Raw genomic sequence first — 18,189 nt, 5'->3', positions numbered from 1 at the left:
ATGGACCAGGGGCTCCGCTTCGCCATCCGCGAGGGCGGCCGCACCGTCGGCGCCGGCGTCGTCGCCGCGATCACCGCCGACAAGCCGGCCGCGGCCAAGAAGTAAACGTCTAGAGCAAGGTTGGGTCCGTCTCCCATGGACAGCCAGAATATTCGCATCCGCCTCAAGGCGTTCGATCACCGCGTGCTGGATGGCAGCACGCGGGAGATCGTCAACACCGCGAAGCGGACCGGCGCACGGGTGCGCGGGCCTATCCCGCTGCCGACCGAAATCGAGCGTTTCACCGTGAACCGCTCGCCGCACGTCGACAAGAAGAGCCGTGAGCAGTTCGAGATCCGCACGCATCGCCGCCTGCTGGACATCGTCGACCCCACCCCGCAGACCGTGGACGCGCTGATGAAGCTCGACCTGGCCGCGGGCGTGGATGTCGAGATCAAGCTCTGAGCGGCAGGGGGAGTTAGTTGCCATGGCCGCCAAGACCGGCCGCACCGGCCTGATCGCCAGGAAGCTGGGCATGACCCGGCTGTTCAATGACGACGGCAGCACGGTTCCCGTGACTGTCCTCCATTTGGACGAGGTGCGTGTTATCGCCCGCCGTGACGCCGAGAAGGATGGCTACGACGCCCTCCAGCTCGGCATCGGTCGGGCCAAGCCGAAGAACGTGACCCGCGCGAACCGCGGCCACTTTGCCAAGGCCGGCGTCGAGGCGCCGCTGAAGCTCGTCGAGTTCCGGGTGGGCGCCGATGCGGTGGTCGACCTGGGCGCGGCGCTCAGCGGCGCGCATTTCGTCGCGGGCCAGAAGGTCGACGTCACCGGCATCAGCAAGGGCAAGGGCTTTGCCGGCGCGATGAAGCGCTGGAACTTCGCCGGCCTCGAGGCGTCGCACGGCGTTTCGGTCAGCCACCGCTCGCACGGCTCCACCGGCAACCGCCAGGATCCGGGCAAGACCTTCAAGAACAAGAAGATGGCGGGCCATCTCGGGTCCGAGCGCATCACCACCCAGAACCTGGTTGTGGCGGGCCATGACCTCGAGAAGGGCCTGCTGCTGATCAAGGGGGCCGTCCCGGGCTCGAAGGGCACGTACGTGCTGGTGCGCGACGCCGTGAAGCGCGCGCGCCATGCCGATGCGCCGTTCCCCGCGGGCTTTGCCTCGAACGCGCCGGCGACGCCGGTCGCTGGGGCCTAAGGATAGATACGATGCAGGTTCCGGTCATCACGCTGGATAACGGCTCGGCAGGCGATATCGAACTGCCGGAGGCGCTGTTTGCCGCCTCTCCCCGCCCCGACATCATGGCGCGCGTCGTGCATTGGCAGCTGGCGAAGCGCCGTGCCGGCACGCACAAGGTCAAGGGCATGGGCGAGGTCTCCGGCACCACCAAGAAGCCCTATCGCCAGAAGGGCACGGGTAATGCCCGCCAGGGGTCGCTGCGCGCGCCGCAGTTCCGCACCGGCGGCGTGGTCCATGGCCCGGTGGTGCGCGACCACGGCTATTCGCTGAACAAGAAGGTCCGGCGGCTCGGCCTGATCTGCGCGCTCAGTCAGAAGGCGGCCGAGGGCAAGCTGATCGTGCTCGACGCGGCCTCCGCCGGCGAGGCGCCGAAGACCGGTGCCCTGGCGAAGCAGCTGAAGGCGCTCGGCTGGAAGAGCGCGCTGGTGGTGGACGCGACGGTCGACGAGGGCTTCGGCCGCGTCGTCCGCAACCTGCCGCATGTGCAGGTGCTGCCGACCATGGGCGCGAATGTCTACGACATCCTGAAGCACGACGTGCTCGCGGTGACCCGCGCCGGCGTCGAGGCCCTGAAGGAGCGCCTGGCATGAGCGCGGCAACCACCCGCCCCATCCTCTCCAAGGAGAAGATGTACCAGACCATCCTCTCGCCGCTGGTGACGGAGAAGGCGACCGCCCTTTCCGAGCAGAACCAGTTCGTCTTCCGCGTGTCGCTCGAGGCCACCAAGCCCGAGATCAAGGCATCGGTCGAGGCGCTGTTCGGCGTGAAGGTGCTGGACGTCAACACCCTCGTGGTGAAGGGCAAGACGAAGCGCTTCAAGGGCCGCCCCGGCCAGCGCTCGGATTGGAAGAAGGCGATGGTGAAGCTGGCCGAGGGCCAGAGCATCGACCTCACGACGGGACTCGCGTGACGCCATGGCGCTGAAGAATTTCAACCCGGTCACCCCCAGTTCCCGCGGCACCATCCTCGTCAAGCGGGATGAGCTGTGGAAGGGCAAGCCGGTCAAGCAGCTGACCGAAGGCAAGTCGCATTCGGGCGGCCGCAACAACCATGGCCGCACCACGGTCCGGTTCCGGGGCGGCGGGCACAAGCAGACCTACCGCATCGTCGACTTCACCCGTCGCGCCAAGCTGGGCGTGGCGGCGGTTGTCGAGCGGCTGGAATACGATCCGAACCGCACCTCCTGGATCGCGCTGCTGAAGTACCAGGACGGCGAGCTCGCCTACATCATCGCGCCGCAACGGCTGAAGGCCGGCGACCAGGTGGTGGCGGCCGAGCGCGCCGACATCAAGCCGGGCAACGCGATGCCGCTGGCGGCCATCCCGGTCGGCACCATCATCCACAACGTGGAGATGAAGCCCGGCGCCGGCGGCAAGATCGCCCGCTCGGCCGGCACCTACGTGCAGCTGGTCGGCAAGGATGCCGGCTATGCCCAGGTCAAGCTGTCCTCCGGCGAGGTCCGCACGGTCCGCGCCGAGTGCATGGCGACGATCGGCGCGGTGTCGAACCCCGACAATTCCAACCAGCAGCTCGGCAAGGCCGGGCGTTCCCGCTGGCTGGGCCGTCGCCCGCATCAGCGCGGCGTGGTGATGAACCCGGTCGACCACCCGCACGGCGGTGGTGAAGGCCGGACCTCGGGCGGCCGTCATCCGGTCACGCCCTGGGGCAAGCCGACCAAGGGTGCGAAGACGCGCAACAACAAGCGGACGGACGGTCTCATTGTCCGTCGCCGCCACGCGACGAAGGGCTGATCGCGATGCCGCGCAGCGTATGGAAGGGGCCGTTTGTCGACGGCTACCTGCTTGCCAAGGCGGAGGCCTCCCGGGCTTCGACGCGCAACGAGGTCATCAAGATCTGGTCGCGTCGCAGCACGATCCTGCCGCAGTTCGTCGGCCTGACCTTCGGGGTCTACAACGGGAAGAAGTTCATCCCGGTGCAGGTTTCGGAGAACATGGTCGGCCACAAGTTCGGCGAGTTCTCGCCGACGCGCACCTTCACCGGGCACTCGTCCGACAAGAAGGCGAAGCGGGGCTGATCCGATGAGCAAGCCGAAGCACGAACGCTCCTTGCCGGAGACCGAGGCGCAGGCCGTCACGAAGAACATTCGTGTCAGCCCGCGCAAGCTGAACCTGGCCGCGGGCCTGATCCGCGGCCGCAAGGTCGGCGATGCCGTGGCCACGCTGACCTTCAGCAAGCGCCGCATCGCGCAGACCGTGAAGAAGACGTTGGAGAGCGCGATCGCCAACGCGGAGAACAACCACCAGCTGGATGTCGACCAGCTGGTCGTCTCCCGCGTCGAGGTCGGCCGGTCCCAGGTCATGAAGCGCTTCCACGCCCGCGGCCGCGGCCGCTCCTCCCGCGTCGAGAAGTGGTTCAGCCACCTGAAGATCATCGTGGCCGAACAGCCGGCGACAGCCCCGGCCCAGCAGGAGGCCGCGTAACATGGGTCACAAAGTCAATCCGATCGGCTTCCGGCTCGGCATCAACCGGACCTGGGACAGCCGCTGGTTCGCCGACGCCGACTATTCCCGGCTGCTGCACGAGGACCTGAAGCTGCGCGAGACGCTGCGCACCCGCCTCAAGGGCGCCGGTGTCAGCCGCGTCGTGATCGAGCGCCCGGCGAAGAAGCCGCGCGTCACGATCCACGCCGCGCGGCCCGGCGTCGTCATCGGCAAGAAGGGCGCCGACATCGAGAACCTGCGCAAGGACATGGCGAAGCTCGCCGGCGCTGAGGTCTCGCTGAACATCGTCGAGATCCGCAAGCCTGAGATCGATGCGACGCTGGTGGCCGAGAACATCGCCCAGCAGCTCGAGCGCCGGGTCGCCTTCCGCCGCGCCATGAAGCGCGCGGTGCAGTCGGCCATGCGTCTCGGCGCCGGCGGCATCCGGATCAACTGCGGCGGCCGCCTCGGCGGCGCCGAGATCGCCCGGATGGAATGGTACCGCGAAGGTCGCGTGCCGCTGCATACGCTGCGCGCGGATATCGATTACGGTACGGCGACCGCGAAGACCACCTACGGCACCTGCGGCGTGAAGGTCTGGATCTTCAAGGGTGAGATCCTGGCCCACGACCCGATGGCGCAGGACCGGCGCGCCGCCGAGCAGGCGCCGCAGCGCTGAGGGATGATGTGAGATGCTGCAACCCAAGCGCACGACGTTTCGGAAGGCCCACAAGGGCCGTATCAAAGGCATCGCCAAGGGCGGCTTCACGCTGTCCTTCGGCGGCTTCGGCCTGAAAGCGCTGGAGCCGGAGCGGGTGACCGCCCGGCAGATCGAGGCGGCTCGCCGCGCGATCACCCGCGCCATGAAGCGCCAGGGCCGCGTGTGGATCCGGATCTTCCCGGATGTGCCCGTGTCCACCAAGCCGGCCGAGGTCCGCATGGGCTCCGGCAAGGGCGCACCCGAATACTGGGTGGCGCGGATCAAGCCGGGCCGCATCATGTTCGAGATCGACGGCGTGTCGCTCGACACCGCCAAGGAGGCGCTGACGCTCGGCGCCGCCAAGCTGCCGATCAAGACCAAGATCGTGCAGCGCCTGGGCGCGGAGGCCTGAGGCCATGACCAAGATCGTTGACATCCGCGCCAAGACCGCGGATGAGCTGCAGGCCCAACTCCTTGACCTGCGCAAGGAGCAGTTCAACCTGCGTTTCCAGCGCGCGACCGGCCAGCTCGAGGCGACCGGCCGCGTCAAGGTGGTGCGGCGCGACATCGCGCGCATCAAGTTCGTCCTGCACGAGCGGAAGCGCTCGGCAGCCCAGCAACCCAAGGCTTAAGGGGAGACCGGCGGCTATGCCGAAACGCGTCCTCACGGGCCGGGTGGTCAGCGACAAGATGGACAAGACGGTCACCGTCCTTGTCGAGCGTCGCGTGATGCATCCGCTCTATAAGAAGTTCATCCGGCGTTCGAAGAAGTACGCCGCGCACGACGAAGCCAACCTGTGCAGGGAAGGCGACCTGGTGCAGATCGAGGAATGCCCGCCGATCTCCAAGCGCAAGGCCTGGCAGGTCGTGCAGCGGAACGGCGCGCCGCTCGGCGCCCCGGTTGCTGAAGGGGCCGCGGCATGATCGCGGTTGAAGCCAACCTCGACGTGGCTGACAACTCCGGCGCGCGTCGGGTCCAGTGCATCAAGGTGCTGGGCGGCTCGAAGCGCAAGACCGCCTCGGTCGGCGACGTGATCGTCGTCTCGATCAAGGAGGCGATTCCGCGCGCCAAGGTGAAGAAGGGCGAGGTGCATCGCGCCGTGATCGTCCGCACCGCCTATCCGGTGCGGCGCATCGACGGCACGGCGATCCGTTTCGACAACAATGCCGCGGTGCTGATCAACAAGGCGGGCGAGCCGATCGGCACCCGCATCTTCGGGCCGGTGGTGCGCGAGCTGCGGGCGAAGAAGTACATGAAGATCATCTCGCTGGCGCCGGAGGTCCTGTAAGGCCATGGCGGCGAAGATCAAGAAGGGCGACCGGGTCCAGATCCTGGCCGGTCGCGACAAGGGCAAGCGCGGCGAGGTTCTCGCCGTAAACCCGACCGAAGCGCGCGCCCTGGTGCAGGGCGTGAACCTGGTGAAGCGCCACCGGAAGCCGCAGGGCATGAACCAGCCCGGCGGCATCCAAGAGAAGGAGGCGCCGATCCACCTGTCCAACCTGGCGCTGATCGACCCGAAGTCCGACAAGCCGACCCGCGTGGGGTTCCGGCTGCTGGACGACGGCAAGAAGGTGCGCGTGGCGAAGCCCTCGGGCGAGGTGCTTGACGCATGAGCGATTCGAAGAAGAAGGCCGGCGGCAAGGCCCCGGCTGGCAAGAAGCAGGAAGCCCCGAAGAAGGTCGAGGGCGGCGGCGAAGGCCGCGTGCAGTCGACCCCGGCGAAGGCCGGGAAGGCTGCCGCGTCCCCGGGCGAGAAGCCGCGCCTGGCCGTGGCCTATGCCGAGACGATCCGGCAGAAGCTGGTCGAGGAGTTCGGCTACAAGAACCCGATGGAAGTGCCCAAGCTGACGAAGATCGTCATCAACATGGGCGTGGGCGAGGCGGCGGGCGACCAGAAGAAGCTCGACGCGGCGGTCGCGGACCTGACGGCGATCGCCGGCCAGCGGCCGGTGCGGACCAAGGCGAAGAAGGCCATCGCGGGCTTCAAGATCCGCGAAGGCCAGCTCATCGGCTGCAAGGTCACGCTGCGCAAGGCGCGGATGTACGAGTTCCTCGATCGCCTCGTGACCGTGGCCATGCCGCGGGTGCGGGACTTCCGAGGCCTGCCCGCGAACAAGGGCTTCGACGGCCGTGGCAACTTCGCCATGGGCATGAAGGAGCAGATCGTGTTCCCCGAGATCAACTACGACCGGGTCGACACGGTGCGCGGCATGGACATCCAGTTCGTCACCACGGCGAAGACCGACAAGGAAGCCAAGGCCCTGCTCAAGGCCTTCCAGCTGCCTTTCCAGAACTGATCTTGGAAGACCGCCCGCGGCATGCCGCGGGAGCAGGTTCCGGAGGATAGAATCGAATGGCCAAGACTTCGGCAATCGAGAAGAACAAGCGCCGCGCCAAGCTCAGCAAGGTGCACGCCTCGAAGCGTGCCACGCTGAAGGGCATCGTGATGGACCGCAGCCTGCCGGTCGAGGATCGCTTCGACGCGACCCTCAAGCTGGCGCAGCTGCCGCGCAACGGCGCCCGCGTCCGCGTGCGCCTGCGCTGCGAGCTGACCGGGCGTCCGCGCGGCAACTACCGCAAGTTCAAGCTCAGCCGGAACATGCTGCGGGAGCTCGCCAACTCTGGCCAGATTCCCGGCGTGACCAAGGCGAGCTGGTAAGGAGGGCCGGCCATGTCGCTATCCGATCCGCTCGGGGACATGCTCACCCGCATCCGCAACGCCCAGCGGGCCCGGCAGACGCGTTGCGTCGCCCCGGCCAGCCGGCTGCGGACCGATGTGCTGGACGTGCTGAAGCGCGAGGGGTTCATCCGCGCCTGGCGCGTGGAGCAGGACCGTCCCGGCGTCAGCCGCATCGAGATCGAGCTGAAGTATTCGGAAGGCGAGCCCGCCATCAAGGAGATCACCCGCATCTCCAAGCCCGGCCGGCGCGTCTACTCGAAGATCAAGGAGCTGCCGAAGTACTACAACGGCCTCGGCATCTCGATTCTGTCCACCCCCCGCGGGGTGATGAGCGACAATGAGGCCCGCGCCGCCAATGTTGGCGGCGAAGTCCTCTGCCGCGTGTTCTGAGGGAGGGAGAAGCGATGTCGCGCGTCGGCAAATATCCCGTCCCGGTTCCGGCTGGCGTCCAGGTGGCTCTGCAGGGGCGGACCGTGGTCGCCAAGGGCAAGCTGGGCGAGCTCAAGCTCCCCCTGACGGACGAAGTGGACGTCGAGATCGAGGGCAGCCAGGTCGCGGTGAAGCCGCGCCGGGACGACCGCCGGTCCCGCACTATGTGGGGCACCACCCGCAGCCTGATCAACGGCATGTGCATCGGCGTCTCCACCGGCTTCACCAAGTCGATGGAAATCACCGGCACCGGCTACCGCGCCGCGGTGCAGGGCAAGGACCTGGTCCTGGCGCTCGGCTTCAGCCACGAGGTCCGCTACCCGATTCCGGAAGGGATCACCATCGTCTGCGAACGCCCGACGGCCGTGAAGGTCAGCGGCGCGGACAAGCAGCGGGTGGGCCAGGTGGCCGCCGAGATCCGCGCCTACCGCGGTCCCGAGCCCTACAAGGGCAAGGGTGTCCGCTACACCGATGAGCAGATCCTCCGGAAGGAGGGTAAGAAGAAGTAATGGCCGACAAGCTCGCATTGAAGACGCGCCGCCGGTCGCGGCTGCGCTACCAGCTCCGGCAGAAGTCGGGTGGCCGTCCGCGGCTCTCGATCTTCCGCTCGGGCAAGCACATCTACGCGCAGGTGATCGACGACACGCAGGGGCGTACCCTCGCCGCTGCCTCCTCGATCGAGAAGGAGCTGCGCGACAGCCTGAAGACCGGGGCGGACAAGGACGCCGCCACGGTTGTCGGCAAGCGCGTGGCCGAGCGGGCGCTTGCCGCCGGCGTCACCGCGGTCGTCTTCGATCGCGGGCCCTACCTGTATCATGGCCGGGTCAAGGCCCTGGCCGACGCCGCCCGCGAGGGCGGGCTGTCGTTCTGAGGATCCCATAATGGCACGTACCCCTCATAGCGGCGGCGGCGAGCATGGCGGCGAGGGCGGCGACCGTCGCCGCGGCCGCGGGCGCGACCGTGGCGGCGAGAACCGGCAGGAGCGGACGGACGGCGACGAGCTGAAGGACAAGCTCGTCACCATCAACCGCGTCGCCAAGGTGGTCAAAGGCGGCCGGCGCTTCAGCTTCGCGGCGCTGGTTGTCGTTGGCGACCAGAAGGGCCGGGTCGGCTGGGGCGCCGGCAAGGCGCGCGAGGTGCCCGAGGCGATCCGCAAGGCGACCGAGCAGGCGAAGCGGACCATGATCCGCGTGCCGATGCGGGAAGGCCGGACGCTGCACCACGACGTCATCGGCGAGTTCGGCGCCGGCCGGGTCATCCTGCGGGCGGCGCCCGCCGGGACCGGCATCATCGCCGGCGGCCCGATGCGCGCGATCTTCGAGACGCTGGGCATGGGCGACGTCGTGGCCAAGTGCCTCGGCTCGACCAACCCGCACAACATGATCAAGGCGACCTTCGCGGCGCTCACCCGCTCGACCAGCCCCCGGGCGGTCGCGGCGCGGCGCGGCAAGAAGGTGTCGGACCTGCTTGGGCCCCGCAAGGACCAGGCGCCGGCCGAGGCCGCCGCGGCGGAGGCAGCAGCCAATGTCTGAGACGAAGAAGACCGTGAAGGTGACCCAGACCGGGTCGCCGATCGGCCGCAAGCCGGGCCAGCGCGAGACGCTGATCGGGCTCGGCCTCAACAAGATGCACCGCTCGCGGGAGCTGGAGGATACCCCTTCGGTCCGCGGCATGATCCGGAAGGTCGCCCACCTGATCAAGGTGGACGAAACCCCCGGGACTGGTGGGTGACATGAAGCTCAACGACATCCGCGACAACGACGGCGCGCGCTACAAGTCGAAGCGCCTCGGCCGGGGCATCGGCTCCGGCAAGGGCAAGACCTCCGGCAAGGGCGTGAAGGGCCAGAAGGCGCGCGAAGGCGTCTCCCTGAACGGCTTCGAAGGCGGCCAGCTGCCGATCTACCGGCGGCTGCCGAAGCGTGGCTTCGTCAACATCTTCCGCAAGGAATATGCGCCGATCAACCTCGGCACGCTGACCAAGGCGCTGGCCGAGGGCCGCCTGCCCGCCGGCGAGCCGATCACCGAGGACACGCTGCGCAGCGCGGGCCTGATCCGCACGGGCGGCAAGATCGTCGGCGTCCGCCTGCTGGCGAACGGCGCGATCGACCGCGCGGTCAGCATCAGCGTCTCCGGCGCCTCCGCCGCCGCCGTCGCGGCGGTCGAGGCCGCCGGCGGCACGGTGACGCTGCCCGCCCCGAAGGCCGAGGCTCCGGCCGAGGGCTGACGCTTGCCGCCCGGCAGGGCGGGGGCTACCTAGTCAGGGAATCGTGGCTGCGGCGCCACGGCCGGGGGCTCCGCTCCCGGTTGGTGGCGCCGTTGCCGTGTGGAGGGTTCGCAGTCCCATGGCCTCCGCCGCCGAACAGCTCGCGGCCAATCTCAACCTTGGCGTCCTTTCCAAGGCCACCGAGCTCAAGAAGCGCATCTGGTTCACGCTGGGCGCGCTGATCGTCGTCCGCATCGGCACCTACGTGCCGGTGCCCGGCGTCGACGCGGCCGTGATGGGCGAGATCCTCGCCCAGCATGGCGGCGGCATCCTCGGCATGTTCGACATGTTCACCGGCGGCGCCCTCGGGCGCATGACCGTGTTCGCGCTGAACATCATGCCCTACATCTCGGCCAGCATCATCATCCAGCTGATGTCGGCCGCCGTCCCCGCGCTCGAGACCCTGAAGAAGGAGGGCGAGTCCGGCCGGAAGAAGCTGAACCAGTATACCCGCTACCTCACGGTGCTGATCGCGGTCTTCCAGGCCTGGGGCATCGCGGTCGGGCTGGAAAGCATGCGCGGCGCCTTCGGCAATGCGGTGCACGACCCCGGGATGTTCTTCCGGCTGTCCTGCGTCATCACGCTGGTCGGCGGCACCATGTTCCTGATGTGGCTGGGCGAGCAGATCACCGCCCGCGGCGTCGGCAACGGCATCTCGCTGATCATCTTCGCCGGGATCGTGGCCAACCTGCCGCATGCGCTGGTCTCGACGCTCGAGCTCGGCCGCACCGGGGCGCTGTCCACGGTCTTCATCATCTTCTTCCTGGCGGTGGCGCTCGGGGTGATCGCCCTCGTGGTCTTCGTCGAGCGCGCCCAGCGCCGCATCCCCGTGCAGTATCCGAAGCGGCAGGTCGGCAACCGGATGTTTGGCGGCGAGGCGACCCACCTGCCGCTGAAGCTGAACACCGCCGGCGTCATCCCGCCGATCTTCGCCTCCTCGCTGCTGCTGCTGCCGGCGACGGTCGCGGGCTTCGCCGCCGGCCCCGAGTCGGACGGCATCCTGCAGGTGGTGGCCAATGCCCTGGCGCATGGCCAGCCGCTCTACATGGCGCTCTACATGGCGCTGATCATCTTTTTCGCCTTCTTCTACACGGCGGTGGTCTTCAACCCGACCGAGACGGCGGACAACCTGAAGAAGTACGGCGGCTTCGTCCCCGGCATCCGGCCCGGCCAGAACACGGCGGACTATTTCGACCGCGTGCTGACCCGGCTGACCGCGGTCGGCGCGCTCTATCTCTGCCTGGTCTGCATCCTGCCGGAAATCCTGATCAGCCATTACGGCGTGCCCTTCTACTTCGGCGGCACCTCGCTGCTGATCATCGTCTCGGTCACCATGGACACCGTGGCGCAGATCCAGTCGCATCTCTTCGCCCACCAGTATGAGGGCCTGATCAAGAAGGCCCGGCTCGGCGGGCGCGGGTCGCCGCGGCCGCGCGGCTAGGCGGCCGCCGGATTGATGCCGGTCAAGGCCGGGCCGGGGGGCCTGGCCCAAGGATGCAAGGAGCGTGGGCGCCGAGGCGGCCGCGCGGTTGGAGGGGGATGACGGGCATGAACCTGATCCTGCTGGGCCCGCCAGGCGCCGGCAAAGGCACCCAGGCCAAGCGCCTGGAGGACCGCTACGGGCTGCGGCAGATCTCGACCGGCGACATGCTGCGGGCCGAGGTGAGGTCGGGCTCGGAGATCGGTCTCCAGGCCAAGGCGATCATGGAACGGGGCGACCTGGTCCCCGATGCCATCATCATCGCCATGCTGGCGGCCCGCGTCTCGGCGCCGGACATCGCCCAGGGCTTCATCCTGGACGGCTTCCCGCGCACGGTGCCGCAAGCCGAGGCGCTTGACCTGATGCTGCAGCAGAAATCCATGCCGCTGCACCACGTCATCGAACTGCAGGTCGACGATGCGGCGCTGGTGGACCGGATCGCCGGCCGTTTCACCTGCGCCAAGTGCGGCGAGGGCTATCACGACAGCTTCAAGCAGCCGAGGGCGGCCGGGGTCTGCGACGTCTGCGGCGGCACGGAGTTCACCCGGCGGGCCGACGACAATGCGACCACGGTGGCCTCCCGGCTGGAGGCCTATCACCGCCAGACGGCGCCGCTGCTGCCCTACTACGCCTCCCGTGGCGTGCTGCGGGTGGTGGACGGCATGGCGGAGATGGACGAAGTGGCACGGCAGATCGAGGCGATCCTCGGTCCCATGCCGCAAAAGGGTTGACGGTTCGGGGCGCGTGGCTATAGTCCGCGCCTCTCGCGGGCATGGGTGGCCTTCTGGCCGCCATGGCTGCGCTTAGCCGTTCATCTGGCTTTACGAAGATCACCTCGCCGGGATGGCGCGTGGGCCAGGGTGGCCCCCGTCGTGTCGGTTCAAGCAGGAGCGACAGGCTCCAGGAGCTCAGCAGTGGCGCGCATCGCCGGTGTCAACATTCCCACGAATAAGCGCGTGCTTATTTCGCTGCGTTATATTTACGGCATCGGCCCCAAGAATGCGGCCGATATTTGCCAGCAGCTCTCGATCCCCGAGGATCGCCGCGTCAACCAGCTGACGGATGACGAGATCCTCCGCATCCGCGAGCTGATCGACCGCGAGTACCGGGTCGAGGGCGACCTTCGCCGCGAAGTGGCGATGAACATCAAGCGGCTGATGGACATGGCCTGCTACCGCGGCCTGCGCCACCGCCGCGGCCTGCCGGTCCGTGGTCAGCGCACCCATACCAATGCGCGCACCCGCAAGGGCAAGGCCGTGGCGATCGCCGGCAAGAAGAAGGTGACCAAGTAACATGGCGCGCGACCCCAAGGCGGCCCGTACGCCCCGCAAGAAGGAACGCAAGAACATCGCCACCGGCGTGGCGCATGTCCTTGCCTCCTTCAACAACACCATCGTGACGATCACCGATGCCCAGGGCAACGCGATTGCCTGGTCGTCCTCGGGCAGCCAGGGCTTCAAGGGCAGCCGCAAGTCCACCCCCTACGCGGCGCAGGTCGCCGCCGAGGACGCGGGCAAGAAGGCCCGCGAGCACGGGATGGAGACGCTCGAGATCATGGTGAGCGGCCCGGGCTCGGGGCGCGAATCGGCCCTGCGCGCGCTGCAGGCGGTCGGCTTCTACGTCACGGCGATCCGCGACGTGACGCCGATCCCGCACAATGGCTGCCGCCCGCGCAAGCGCCGGCGCGTCTGACGCGGCAACTGGGGAAAGGGGCCGCAAGGAGATGCTCGTGATCGAGAGGAATTGGCGGTCGCTGATTCGCCCGGAGAAGCTGGGCGTCGAGGTCGGGTCGGATCCCGACCGCGTGGCGACCATCGTGGCCGAGCCGCTGGAGCGCGGCTTCGGCATGACGCTCGGCAATGCGCTGCGGCGCGTGCTGCTGTCCTCGCTGCAGGGCGCGGCGGTGACGGCGCTGAAGATCGACGGCGTGCTGCACGAGTTCAGCAGCATCCAGGGCGTCCGCGAGGACGTCACGGACCTGGTGCTGAACGTGAAGCAGCTCGCCATCCGGATGCAGGGCGAGGGGCCGAAGCGCCTCATGCTCACCGCGAACGGCCCGGGCGAGGTGACCGCCGGCCAGATCCAGACCACCGGCGATATCGAGATCTCGAACCCGGACCTGGTGATCTGCACGCTCGACGACGGCGCCAAGCTGTCGATGGAGCTGACGGTCAATACCGGCAAGGGCTACGTGCCCGCGTCGATGAACCGGCCTGAGGACGCGCCGATCGGCCTGATCCCGGTGGATGCGATCTACTCCCCGGTGCGCCGCGTGGCCTACCGCGTGGAGCCGACCCGCGTCGGCCAGGTCACGGACTACGACAAGCTCGTCCTGAACGTCGAGACCGACGGCACGGTGGCGCCGGAGGACGCGGTGGCGCTCGCTGCCCGCATCCTGCAGGACCAGCTGCAGCTCTTCATCAACTTCGACGAGCCGCGCGAGCGGAAGGTCGAGGAAGAGCGCGACGACCTGCCGTTCAACCGGAACCTGCTGCGCAAGGTCGACGAGCTCGAGCTCTCGGTCCGCTCGGCGAACTGCCTGAAGAACGACAACATCGTCTATATCGGCGACCTCGTGCAGAAGACGGAGCAGGAGATGCTCCGTACCCCGAACTTCGGCCGGAAGTCGCTGAACGAGATCAAGGAGGTCCTGGCTTCGATGGGCCTCGGGCTCGGCATGACCGTCACCGGCTGGCCGCCCGAGAACATCGAGGACCTGGCCAAGAAGCTTGAAGAGCCATTCTGATATCGGCGATACCGCCGCGATCGCGCAGCACCGCAGCGAAGCGAAGAGCGGAAGCGTGAATCGCTGCGGGAAAACTTAGGAACCTACGATAATGCGTCACGGCATGGCGGGGCGGAAGCTCAACGTCACCTCCACCCACCGGCTCGCCATGTTCCGCAACATGGCGACGTCGCTGCTCAAGCACGAGCAGATCACCACCACGCTGCCCAAGGCGAAGGAGCTGCGCCCCTATGTCGAGCGCATCATCACGCTCGGCAAGCGCGGCGGCCTGCATGCGCGGCGCCAGGCCTATGCGCAGATCATGGACGCGGCCGTGGTGGACAAGCTCTTCACCACCATCGCCGAGCGCTATAAGGGGCGCGCCGGCGGCTATACCCGCGTGCTCAAGGCCGGCATGCGCTACGGCGATGCGGCCGACATGGCGGTGATCGAGCTGGTGGAGCGCGACGTCGCGGCCAAGGGCCTCGACAGCGGCCCGAAGCCGGACGCGACCGAGGAGCAGGAAGCGGCGTAAGCCACCTCCCCCGGGCAGACCTATCGGACGGGGCGGCGGGGTGACCTGCCGCCCCGTTTCCATGTCAGCCCCGCTGCTGCTCGCGGAACAGCAGCACCCCGGCGCCGGCGATCAGCGCCGCCCCGGCCAGCATCCCGGGGCCCGGCACGTCGGTCCAGACCAGCCAGCCGAAGACCGCCGCCCAGAGCAGGAAGCTGTACTGGTAGGGCACCACCACGGAGGCCGGCGCCAGCTTCAGCGCCCGCGTCACCCCCATGTGCCCGAGCGTCGCCACGAGCCCGAGCAGCAGCAGCAGGGCGAGCTCGCCGGCCGCCGGCACGGCCCAGCCGCCCCGCAGCAGCAGCGCCGCGCCGAGACCAAGCCCGCCCAGCATCTGGAAGCAGGCCAGCAGCACGTCCGGCGTTTCCCGCAGCTGCCGGCTGCAGAGCAGGAAGCACGCATAGAGCAGCGCCCCCGTCAGCGCCCCCAGCACCGGCAGGCCGCCCGCGCCGAAATCGGCGCCGAGCGCCACCACCACCCCGGCGAAGCCGAGCAGCACCAGCAGCCAGCGCCGGGCGCCGACGCGCTCGCCCAGCAGCAGGGCGGCCAGCGCCGTGACCATCAGCGGCGCCGCCATCCAGTAGGTCATGGCATCCGCCAGCGGCAGGTGGCCGACAACCCAGTAGAAGCAGGCGGCCTCGGCCGCGCCGATGCCGACGCGCAGCGCCTGCAGCCGCGGCCGCTCCACCCGGAAGCCCCGCCGGCGCGAGGCCTTCCAGGCCAGCGGCGCCAGCACCGCCAGCGCGGCGGCGCTGCGCAGCAGCAGCACCTGGCCGACCGCATGGCTGGCGACCAGCCATTTTCCCAGCACGTCGTTTAGCGAGAAGAGCAGGACGGAGGCCAGCATCAGCCCGATGCCGGCGGCATGGCCGCGCGGGGCGGACCCATTGTCGAAGGGCATGGGGGATCAGTCCAGGCGGATGCCCGCCTCCCTCACCAGGGTGGCCATCTGCTCGCGGCCTTCGCGCACGAAGCGGGCGAAGTCGGCCGGGGCGCTGCCGACCGGCACCGCGCCGATCTGCGCCAGGCGATGCTTCACCCCGGCATCGGCCAGGGCATCGGCCAGGGCGGCGTGCAGCCGCGCGACCACCGGGGCAGGGGTCCCGGCCGGGCCGAACAGCGCCGCCCATTCGTTGGAATTGAAGCCGGGGAAGCCGCTTTCGGCCAGCGTCGGGACGTCGGGGCGGCTCGGCACCCGCTCCAGCGTCGCCACCGCCAGGAAGCGGGCCCGGCCGCTGTCGACGATCGGCCCGGCGCTGACCGTGGTGATGAAGACCGCGTCGATCGCCCCCGCCGCCAGGTCGCGCGCCGCATCGGCCCCGCCGCGATAGGGGGCGTGGATCACCTCGATCCCGGCGCGGCGGGTGAATTGCAGCAGGCCGACATGCCCGGCCGTCGCATTGCCCTGGGTGCCGACGCTGATGGCGCCCGGGCGCTCCTTCGCCTGCCGGATGAACTCGGCGACGCTGCGGCCGGGGAAATCGGCCTTCACCGCGAGCACCCCGGGGAAGCTCACCACCAGCGAGACCGGGACGAAGCTGGCGTAGTCGAAGGGCAGCCCCTTCATCAGCGCCGGGTTCACCAGGTGGGAGGAGGCGTCCCAGAGCAGCGTATAGCCATCCCCCGGCGCCGCGGCGACCGCGCCGCCGCCGACGCTGCCCCCGGCGCCGGTGCGGTTCTCCACCACGATGGTCTGGCCGAGCCGCTGCGCCATGACGGGGGTGATGGCGCGCGCCGCGCTGTCCGCCGCGCCGCCGGCGGCGAAGGGCACCACGAGCCGGATCGGGCGGTTCGGCCAGTCGCCTGCGGTCTGCCCCTGGGCCTTCGCCGCGAAAGGCAGCGTCGCCGCGCCCGCCAGCAGGCCGCGTCGTCTCAGGTCCATTGTCGGCTCCCCCCGAAGGCGGCACGATCCGCCCGTCACTGGCAGGCGATATGAGGCCAAAGATGCCCCCACGCTACGACGAATTGCCCCGGCCCGAGGATGGCTCGGGCCTGCCGCTCTCCTGGGGCGTCTGGGGGAAGGACGACCAGGTCGGCACCCTCAACCGCATCACCGACGCGACCGTCGCGGCGGCGGCGTCCGAGATCCGCGACGGCCGCCGCTTCAACCTGAACCTGCCGCTCGACGAGCCATTCGGCGCGACCCGCCAGGGCAGCCACCGCCGCCGCACCGCGCCGAGCCCGACGCTGATCGCCGACGAGCAGCCGGGACGGCTGATCCGCGACGACATGCTGGACAGCTTCTGGCTGCAGGGCAGCACGCAATGGGACGGGCTCTCCCACTTCGCCGACCCCTATCACGGCTTCTACAACCACGCGCCCGTCAGCGCCGTGGTGCATGGCGCCGAGAGCCGCAACGGCATCGACAAGGCGCTGCGGCACGGCATCGCCGGGCGCTGCGTGCTGGCCGACCTGGCGCGCCACTTCGCCGCCACCGGCCGCGACTGGGGGCCGCTCGGCGGGCGTCGCGCCTCGGCCGAGGAACTCGCCGCCTGCCTCGCCGCCCAGGGCACCGCGTTGCGGCCGGGCGACATCCTGCTGGTCCGCACCGGCTGGCTGGAGGCCTTCCGCGCCGCCCCCGACATCGACGCCCGCGACCACCTGGTGCGCGGCACCAACAAGGGCCAGGACTACAGCGGCCTTTCGGGCGGGGAGGACATGTGGCGCTTCCTGTGGGACCAGGGCGTCGCCGCCACCTGCGCCGACAACCCGACCGTCGAGGTCTGGCCCTATTTCCCCTGGAAGCCGACCCTGCACTGGGCGATCGCCCGGCTCGGGCTGGTCATCGGCGAGTTCTTCGACTTCGAGGACCTGGCCGCCGACAGCGCCGCGACCGGCCGCCACACCGGATTCTTCACCGCCGCGCCGCTGCACCTGCGCGGCGGAATCGGCTCGCCCGGGAACGCGCTGGCGATCCGCTAGCGGCGTCCGGCTGCAACCTGCGCGATCATTCCGCGCGGTGATTGTAGAATTGTATTCACAAAGGCATGAGGGGTGTGTTTCCTACGCTCTCTTTTCCGTGAACCGAGGGAGCGAGCCCCGCCCGTGCCGGATACGCAACTCGACAGCCACGCGCTGCCTGGCCAGTCCGACTGCCAAACCACCGAGGCCTCGCCCCAGGGCTCCGTCCTCCTCTTCGGCGACGAGAAGACGCCGCCGCTCTGGCTCTGGCTGGCGATCGAGCGGGAGGAGCTGACGGCGCTGGAAGCGGCGCTGCTCGACCACCTCCGCTCGCCGCTCTTCCCCTCCCGCATCGGGGAAGGTCCGCTGCAGTCGGGCAACGATGCCGGGCTGCTGGAATTCGCGCTGCGCTTCGGCACCATCGCCGGCCGCTTCGCCCAGGGGTCGGACCTCGTCCTCGCCGCCACCCGCATCGTCTGCGAGCGCGGCGGGCCGCTGGCCCGGCAGGGCGCCATGGCCTGCGTCGAGGCGCTGCAGTACCGCCTGCATACCGAGGCCCGCGCGCTCGGCGCCGCCGCGGCCAACCCGGCCCGGCTGCGGCACTTCGTCCTGGCCAGCCGGCTGGCGGCCGATCTCTGGCTGCGGCATGTGCAGGGGCCGGACAGCGGACGGCCGCTGCACCGGCGCCTGGCCGATGCGCTGGGCCTCGCCGCCGCCGCGCCCTCCGTCCCCGCGGCCGAGCCGCCGCCGCCGCCCGCGGCGCCGGCC

General features: G+C 69.4%; 32 protein-coding genes. 30 read left to right on the top strand and 2 right to left on the bottom strand.

Going from position 1 to position 18,189, the window contains the following annotated elements:
• The 28 genes from E2C06_RS30800 to rplQ all read left to right on the top strand — a co-directional run.
• A partial coding sequence (locus E2C06_RS30800) for an EF-Tu C-terminal domain-related protein (RefSeq protein ID WP_206664765.1) occupies positions 1-105 on the top strand: 105 nt, incomplete at its 5' end.
• A gap of 30 nt (positions 106-135) precedes the next feature.
• The gene (gene rpsJ / locus E2C06_RS30795; protein ID WP_007004401.1) at positions 136-444 is read left to right on the top strand and encodes a 30S ribosomal protein S10; all 309 of its coding nucleotides are present in this window, start codon (positions 136-138) and stop codon (positions 442-444) included.
• A 22-nt stretch (positions 445-466) separates the two neighbouring features.
• A complete protein-coding gene (rplC, locus tag E2C06_RS30790; protein WP_133292409.1) occupies positions 467-1,186 on the top strand; it encodes a 50S ribosomal protein L3 in 720 nt (239 codons plus the stop codon).
• Between the two features lie 11 nt (positions 1,187-1,197).
• Complete coding sequence (gene rplD, locus E2C06_RS30785) at positions 1,198-1,818, top strand: 50S ribosomal protein L4 (protein WP_133292408.1); 621 nt, start codon at positions 1,198-1,200, stop codon at positions 1,816-1,818.
• Positions 1,815-2,138: a 50S ribosomal protein L23 gene (locus tag E2C06_RS30780; protein WP_133292407.1), complete on the top strand. Its 324-nt coding sequence runs from the start codon at positions 1,815-1,817 to the stop codon at positions 2,136-2,138. Before rplD ends, E2C06_RS30780 begins: the two co-directional genes overlap by 4 nt.
• 4 nt (positions 2,139-2,142) lie before the next feature.
• The gene (gene rplB, locus E2C06_RS30775; protein ID WP_133292406.1) at positions 2,143-2,979 is read left to right on the top strand and encodes a 50S ribosomal protein L2; all 837 of its coding nucleotides are present in this window, start codon (positions 2,143-2,145) and stop codon (positions 2,977-2,979) included.
• 5 nt (positions 2,980-2,984) lie between these two features.
• The gene (gene rpsS, locus E2C06_RS30770; RefSeq protein WP_133292405.1) at positions 2,985-3,263 is read left to right on the top strand and encodes a 30S ribosomal protein S19; all 279 of its coding nucleotides are present in this window, start codon (positions 2,985-2,987) and stop codon (positions 3,261-3,263) included.
• Positions 3,264-3,267: 4 nt separating this feature from the next.
• Complete coding sequence (gene rplV, locus E2C06_RS30765) at positions 3,268-3,669, top strand: 50S ribosomal protein L22 (RefSeq protein ID WP_133292404.1); 402 nt, start codon at positions 3,268-3,270, stop codon at positions 3,667-3,669.
• A gap of 1 nt (position 3,670) precedes the next feature.
• On the top strand, positions 3,671-4,348 hold the full coding sequence (gene rpsC / locus E2C06_RS30760; RefSeq protein WP_133292403.1) for a 30S ribosomal protein S3: 678 nt from the start codon (positions 3,671-3,673) through the stop codon (positions 4,346-4,348).
• A 13-nt stretch (positions 4,349-4,361) separates the two neighbouring features.
• Positions 4,362-4,781, top strand: coding sequence for a 50S ribosomal protein L16 (gene rplP / locus E2C06_RS30755; RefSeq protein WP_133292402.1), 420 nt, complete (start codon positions 4,362-4,364; stop codon positions 4,779-4,781).
• Between the two features lie 4 nt (positions 4,782-4,785).
• Positions 4,786-5,001 carry a 50S ribosomal protein L29 gene (gene rpmC, locus E2C06_RS30750; protein WP_133292401.1) on the top strand — a complete coding sequence of 72 codons (216 nt, stop codon included), beginning with the start codon at positions 4,786-4,788 and terminating at the stop codon, positions 4,999-5,001.
• Positions 5,002-5,017: 16 nt separating this feature from the next.
• Entirely contained in the window at positions 5,018-5,293 is a 276-nt protein-coding gene (gene rpsQ, locus E2C06_RS30745) for a 30S ribosomal protein S17 (protein ID WP_133292400.1), read from the top strand.
• A complete protein-coding gene (gene rplN, locus E2C06_RS30740) occupies positions 5,290-5,658 on the top strand; it encodes a 50S ribosomal protein L14 (protein ID WP_133292399.1) in 369 nt (122 codons plus the stop codon). The genes rpsQ and rplN overlap by 4 nt, the downstream gene beginning before the upstream one ends.
• 4 nt (positions 5,659-5,662) lie before the next feature.
• On the top strand, positions 5,663-5,983 hold the full coding sequence (rplX, locus tag E2C06_RS30735) for a 50S ribosomal protein L24 (protein ID WP_133292398.1): 321 nt from the start codon (positions 5,663-5,665) through the stop codon (positions 5,981-5,983).
• Positions 5,980-6,666, top strand: a complete 687-nt coding sequence (gene rplE, locus E2C06_RS30730) for a 50S ribosomal protein L5 (protein WP_133292397.1) — start codon at positions 5,980-5,982, stop codon at positions 6,664-6,666. The genes rplX and rplE overlap by 4 nt, the downstream gene beginning before the upstream one ends.
• A gap of 56 nt (positions 6,667-6,722) precedes the next feature.
• Positions 6,723-7,028, top strand: a complete 306-nt coding sequence (rpsN, locus tag E2C06_RS30725; protein WP_133292396.1) for a 30S ribosomal protein S14 — start codon at positions 6,723-6,725, stop codon at positions 7,026-7,028.
• 12 nt (positions 7,029-7,040) lie between these two features.
• Positions 7,041-7,439, top strand: a complete 399-nt coding sequence (gene rpsH / locus E2C06_RS30720; protein ID WP_133292395.1) for a 30S ribosomal protein S8 — start codon at positions 7,041-7,043, stop codon at positions 7,437-7,439.
• Between the two features lie 14 nt (positions 7,440-7,453).
• Complete coding sequence (rplF, locus tag E2C06_RS30715) at positions 7,454-7,987, top strand: 50S ribosomal protein L6 (protein ID WP_133292394.1); 534 nt, start codon at positions 7,454-7,456, stop codon at positions 7,985-7,987.
• The gene (gene rplR / locus E2C06_RS30710; protein ID WP_133292393.1) at positions 7,987-8,349 is read left to right on the top strand and encodes a 50S ribosomal protein L18; all 363 of its coding nucleotides are present in this window, start codon (positions 7,987-7,989) and stop codon (positions 8,347-8,349) included. The genes rplF and rplR overlap by 1 nt, the downstream gene beginning before the upstream one ends.
• Positions 8,350-8,359: 10 nt before the next feature.
• The gene (gene rpsE, locus E2C06_RS30705; RefSeq protein WP_133292392.1) at positions 8,360-9,010 is read left to right on the top strand and encodes a 30S ribosomal protein S5; all 651 of its coding nucleotides are present in this window, start codon (positions 8,360-8,362) and stop codon (positions 9,008-9,010) included.
• Positions 9,003-9,209, top strand: a complete 207-nt coding sequence (gene rpmD, locus E2C06_RS30700) for a 50S ribosomal protein L30 (RefSeq protein WP_133292391.1) — start codon at positions 9,003-9,005, stop codon at positions 9,207-9,209. The genes rpsE and rpmD overlap by 8 nt, the downstream gene beginning before the upstream one ends.
• A 1-nt stretch (position 9,210) precedes the next feature.
• Positions 9,211-9,702 (top strand): 50S ribosomal protein L15, encoded by a 492-nt coding sequence (rplO, locus tag E2C06_RS30695; protein WP_133292390.1) that lies wholly within the window; start codon positions 9,211-9,213, stop codon positions 9,700-9,702.
• A gap of 118 nt (positions 9,703-9,820) precedes the next feature.
• Complete coding sequence (gene secY, locus E2C06_RS30690) at positions 9,821-11,182, top strand: preprotein translocase subunit SecY (RefSeq protein ID WP_133292389.1); 1,362 nt, start codon at positions 9,821-9,823, stop codon at positions 11,180-11,182.
• Positions 11,183-11,289: 107 nt separating this feature from the next.
• Complete coding sequence (locus E2C06_RS30685; protein WP_133292388.1) at positions 11,290-11,952, top strand: adenylate kinase; 663 nt, start codon at positions 11,290-11,292, stop codon at positions 11,950-11,952.
• 183 nt (positions 11,953-12,135) lie between these two features.
• A complete protein-coding gene (gene rpsM / locus E2C06_RS30680) occupies positions 12,136-12,513 on the top strand; it encodes a 30S ribosomal protein S13 (RefSeq protein WP_133292387.1) in 378 nt (125 codons plus the stop codon).
• Between the two features lies 1 nt (position 12,514).
• Complete coding sequence (gene rpsK / locus E2C06_RS30675) at positions 12,515-12,913, top strand: 30S ribosomal protein S11 (RefSeq protein WP_133292386.1); 399 nt, start codon at positions 12,515-12,517, stop codon at positions 12,911-12,913.
• 31 nt (positions 12,914-12,944) lie between these two features.
• Positions 12,945-13,967, top strand: a complete 1,023-nt coding sequence (locus E2C06_RS30670; protein ID WP_133292385.1) for a DNA-directed RNA polymerase subunit alpha — start codon at positions 12,945-12,947, stop codon at positions 13,965-13,967.
• 91 nt (positions 13,968-14,058) lie between these two features.
• Complete coding sequence (gene rplQ / locus E2C06_RS30665; RefSeq protein ID WP_133292384.1) at positions 14,059-14,481, top strand: 50S ribosomal protein L17; 423 nt, start codon at positions 14,059-14,061, stop codon at positions 14,479-14,481.
• Positions 14,482-14,545: 64 nt separating this feature from the next.
• Here the strand turns inward: rplQ and E2C06_RS30660 are convergent, their stop codons facing one another.
• Both E2C06_RS30660 and E2C06_RS30655 read right to left on the bottom strand, forming a co-directional pair.
• The gene (locus E2C06_RS30660) at positions 14,546-15,421 is read right to left on the bottom strand and encodes a DMT family transporter (RefSeq protein WP_133292383.1); all 876 of its coding nucleotides are present in this window, start codon (positions 15,419-15,421) and stop codon (positions 14,546-14,548) included.
• A gap of 6 nt (positions 15,422-15,427) precedes the next feature.
• The gene (locus tag E2C06_RS30655; RefSeq protein ID WP_133292382.1) at positions 15,428-16,402 is read right to left on the bottom strand and encodes a Bug family tripartite tricarboxylate transporter substrate binding protein; all 975 of its coding nucleotides are present in this window, start codon (positions 16,400-16,402) and stop codon (positions 15,428-15,430) included.
• A 62-nt stretch (positions 16,403-16,464) separates the two neighbouring features.
• Between E2C06_RS30655 and E2C06_RS30650 the strand changes: the two genes are divergently transcribed.
• Both E2C06_RS30650 and E2C06_RS30645 read left to right on the top strand, forming a co-directional pair.
• The gene (locus tag E2C06_RS30650; protein WP_165982771.1) at positions 16,465-17,442 is read left to right on the top strand and encodes a cyclase family protein; all 978 of its coding nucleotides are present in this window, start codon (positions 16,465-16,467) and stop codon (positions 17,440-17,442) included.
• Between the two features lie 123 nt (positions 17,443-17,565).
• On the top strand, positions 17,566-18,189 hold a 624-nt coding region (locus tag E2C06_RS30645; protein WP_133292380.1), incomplete at its 3' end, for a hypothetical protein.

It is taken from the genome of Dankookia rubra, from assembly GCF_004355005.1.
Taxonomy (GTDB): Bacteria; Pseudomonadota; Alphaproteobacteria; order Acetobacterales; family Acetobacteraceae; genus Paracraurococcus; species Paracraurococcus ruber_A.
This window is presented reverse-complemented; position numbering and strand designations above follow the sequence as displayed.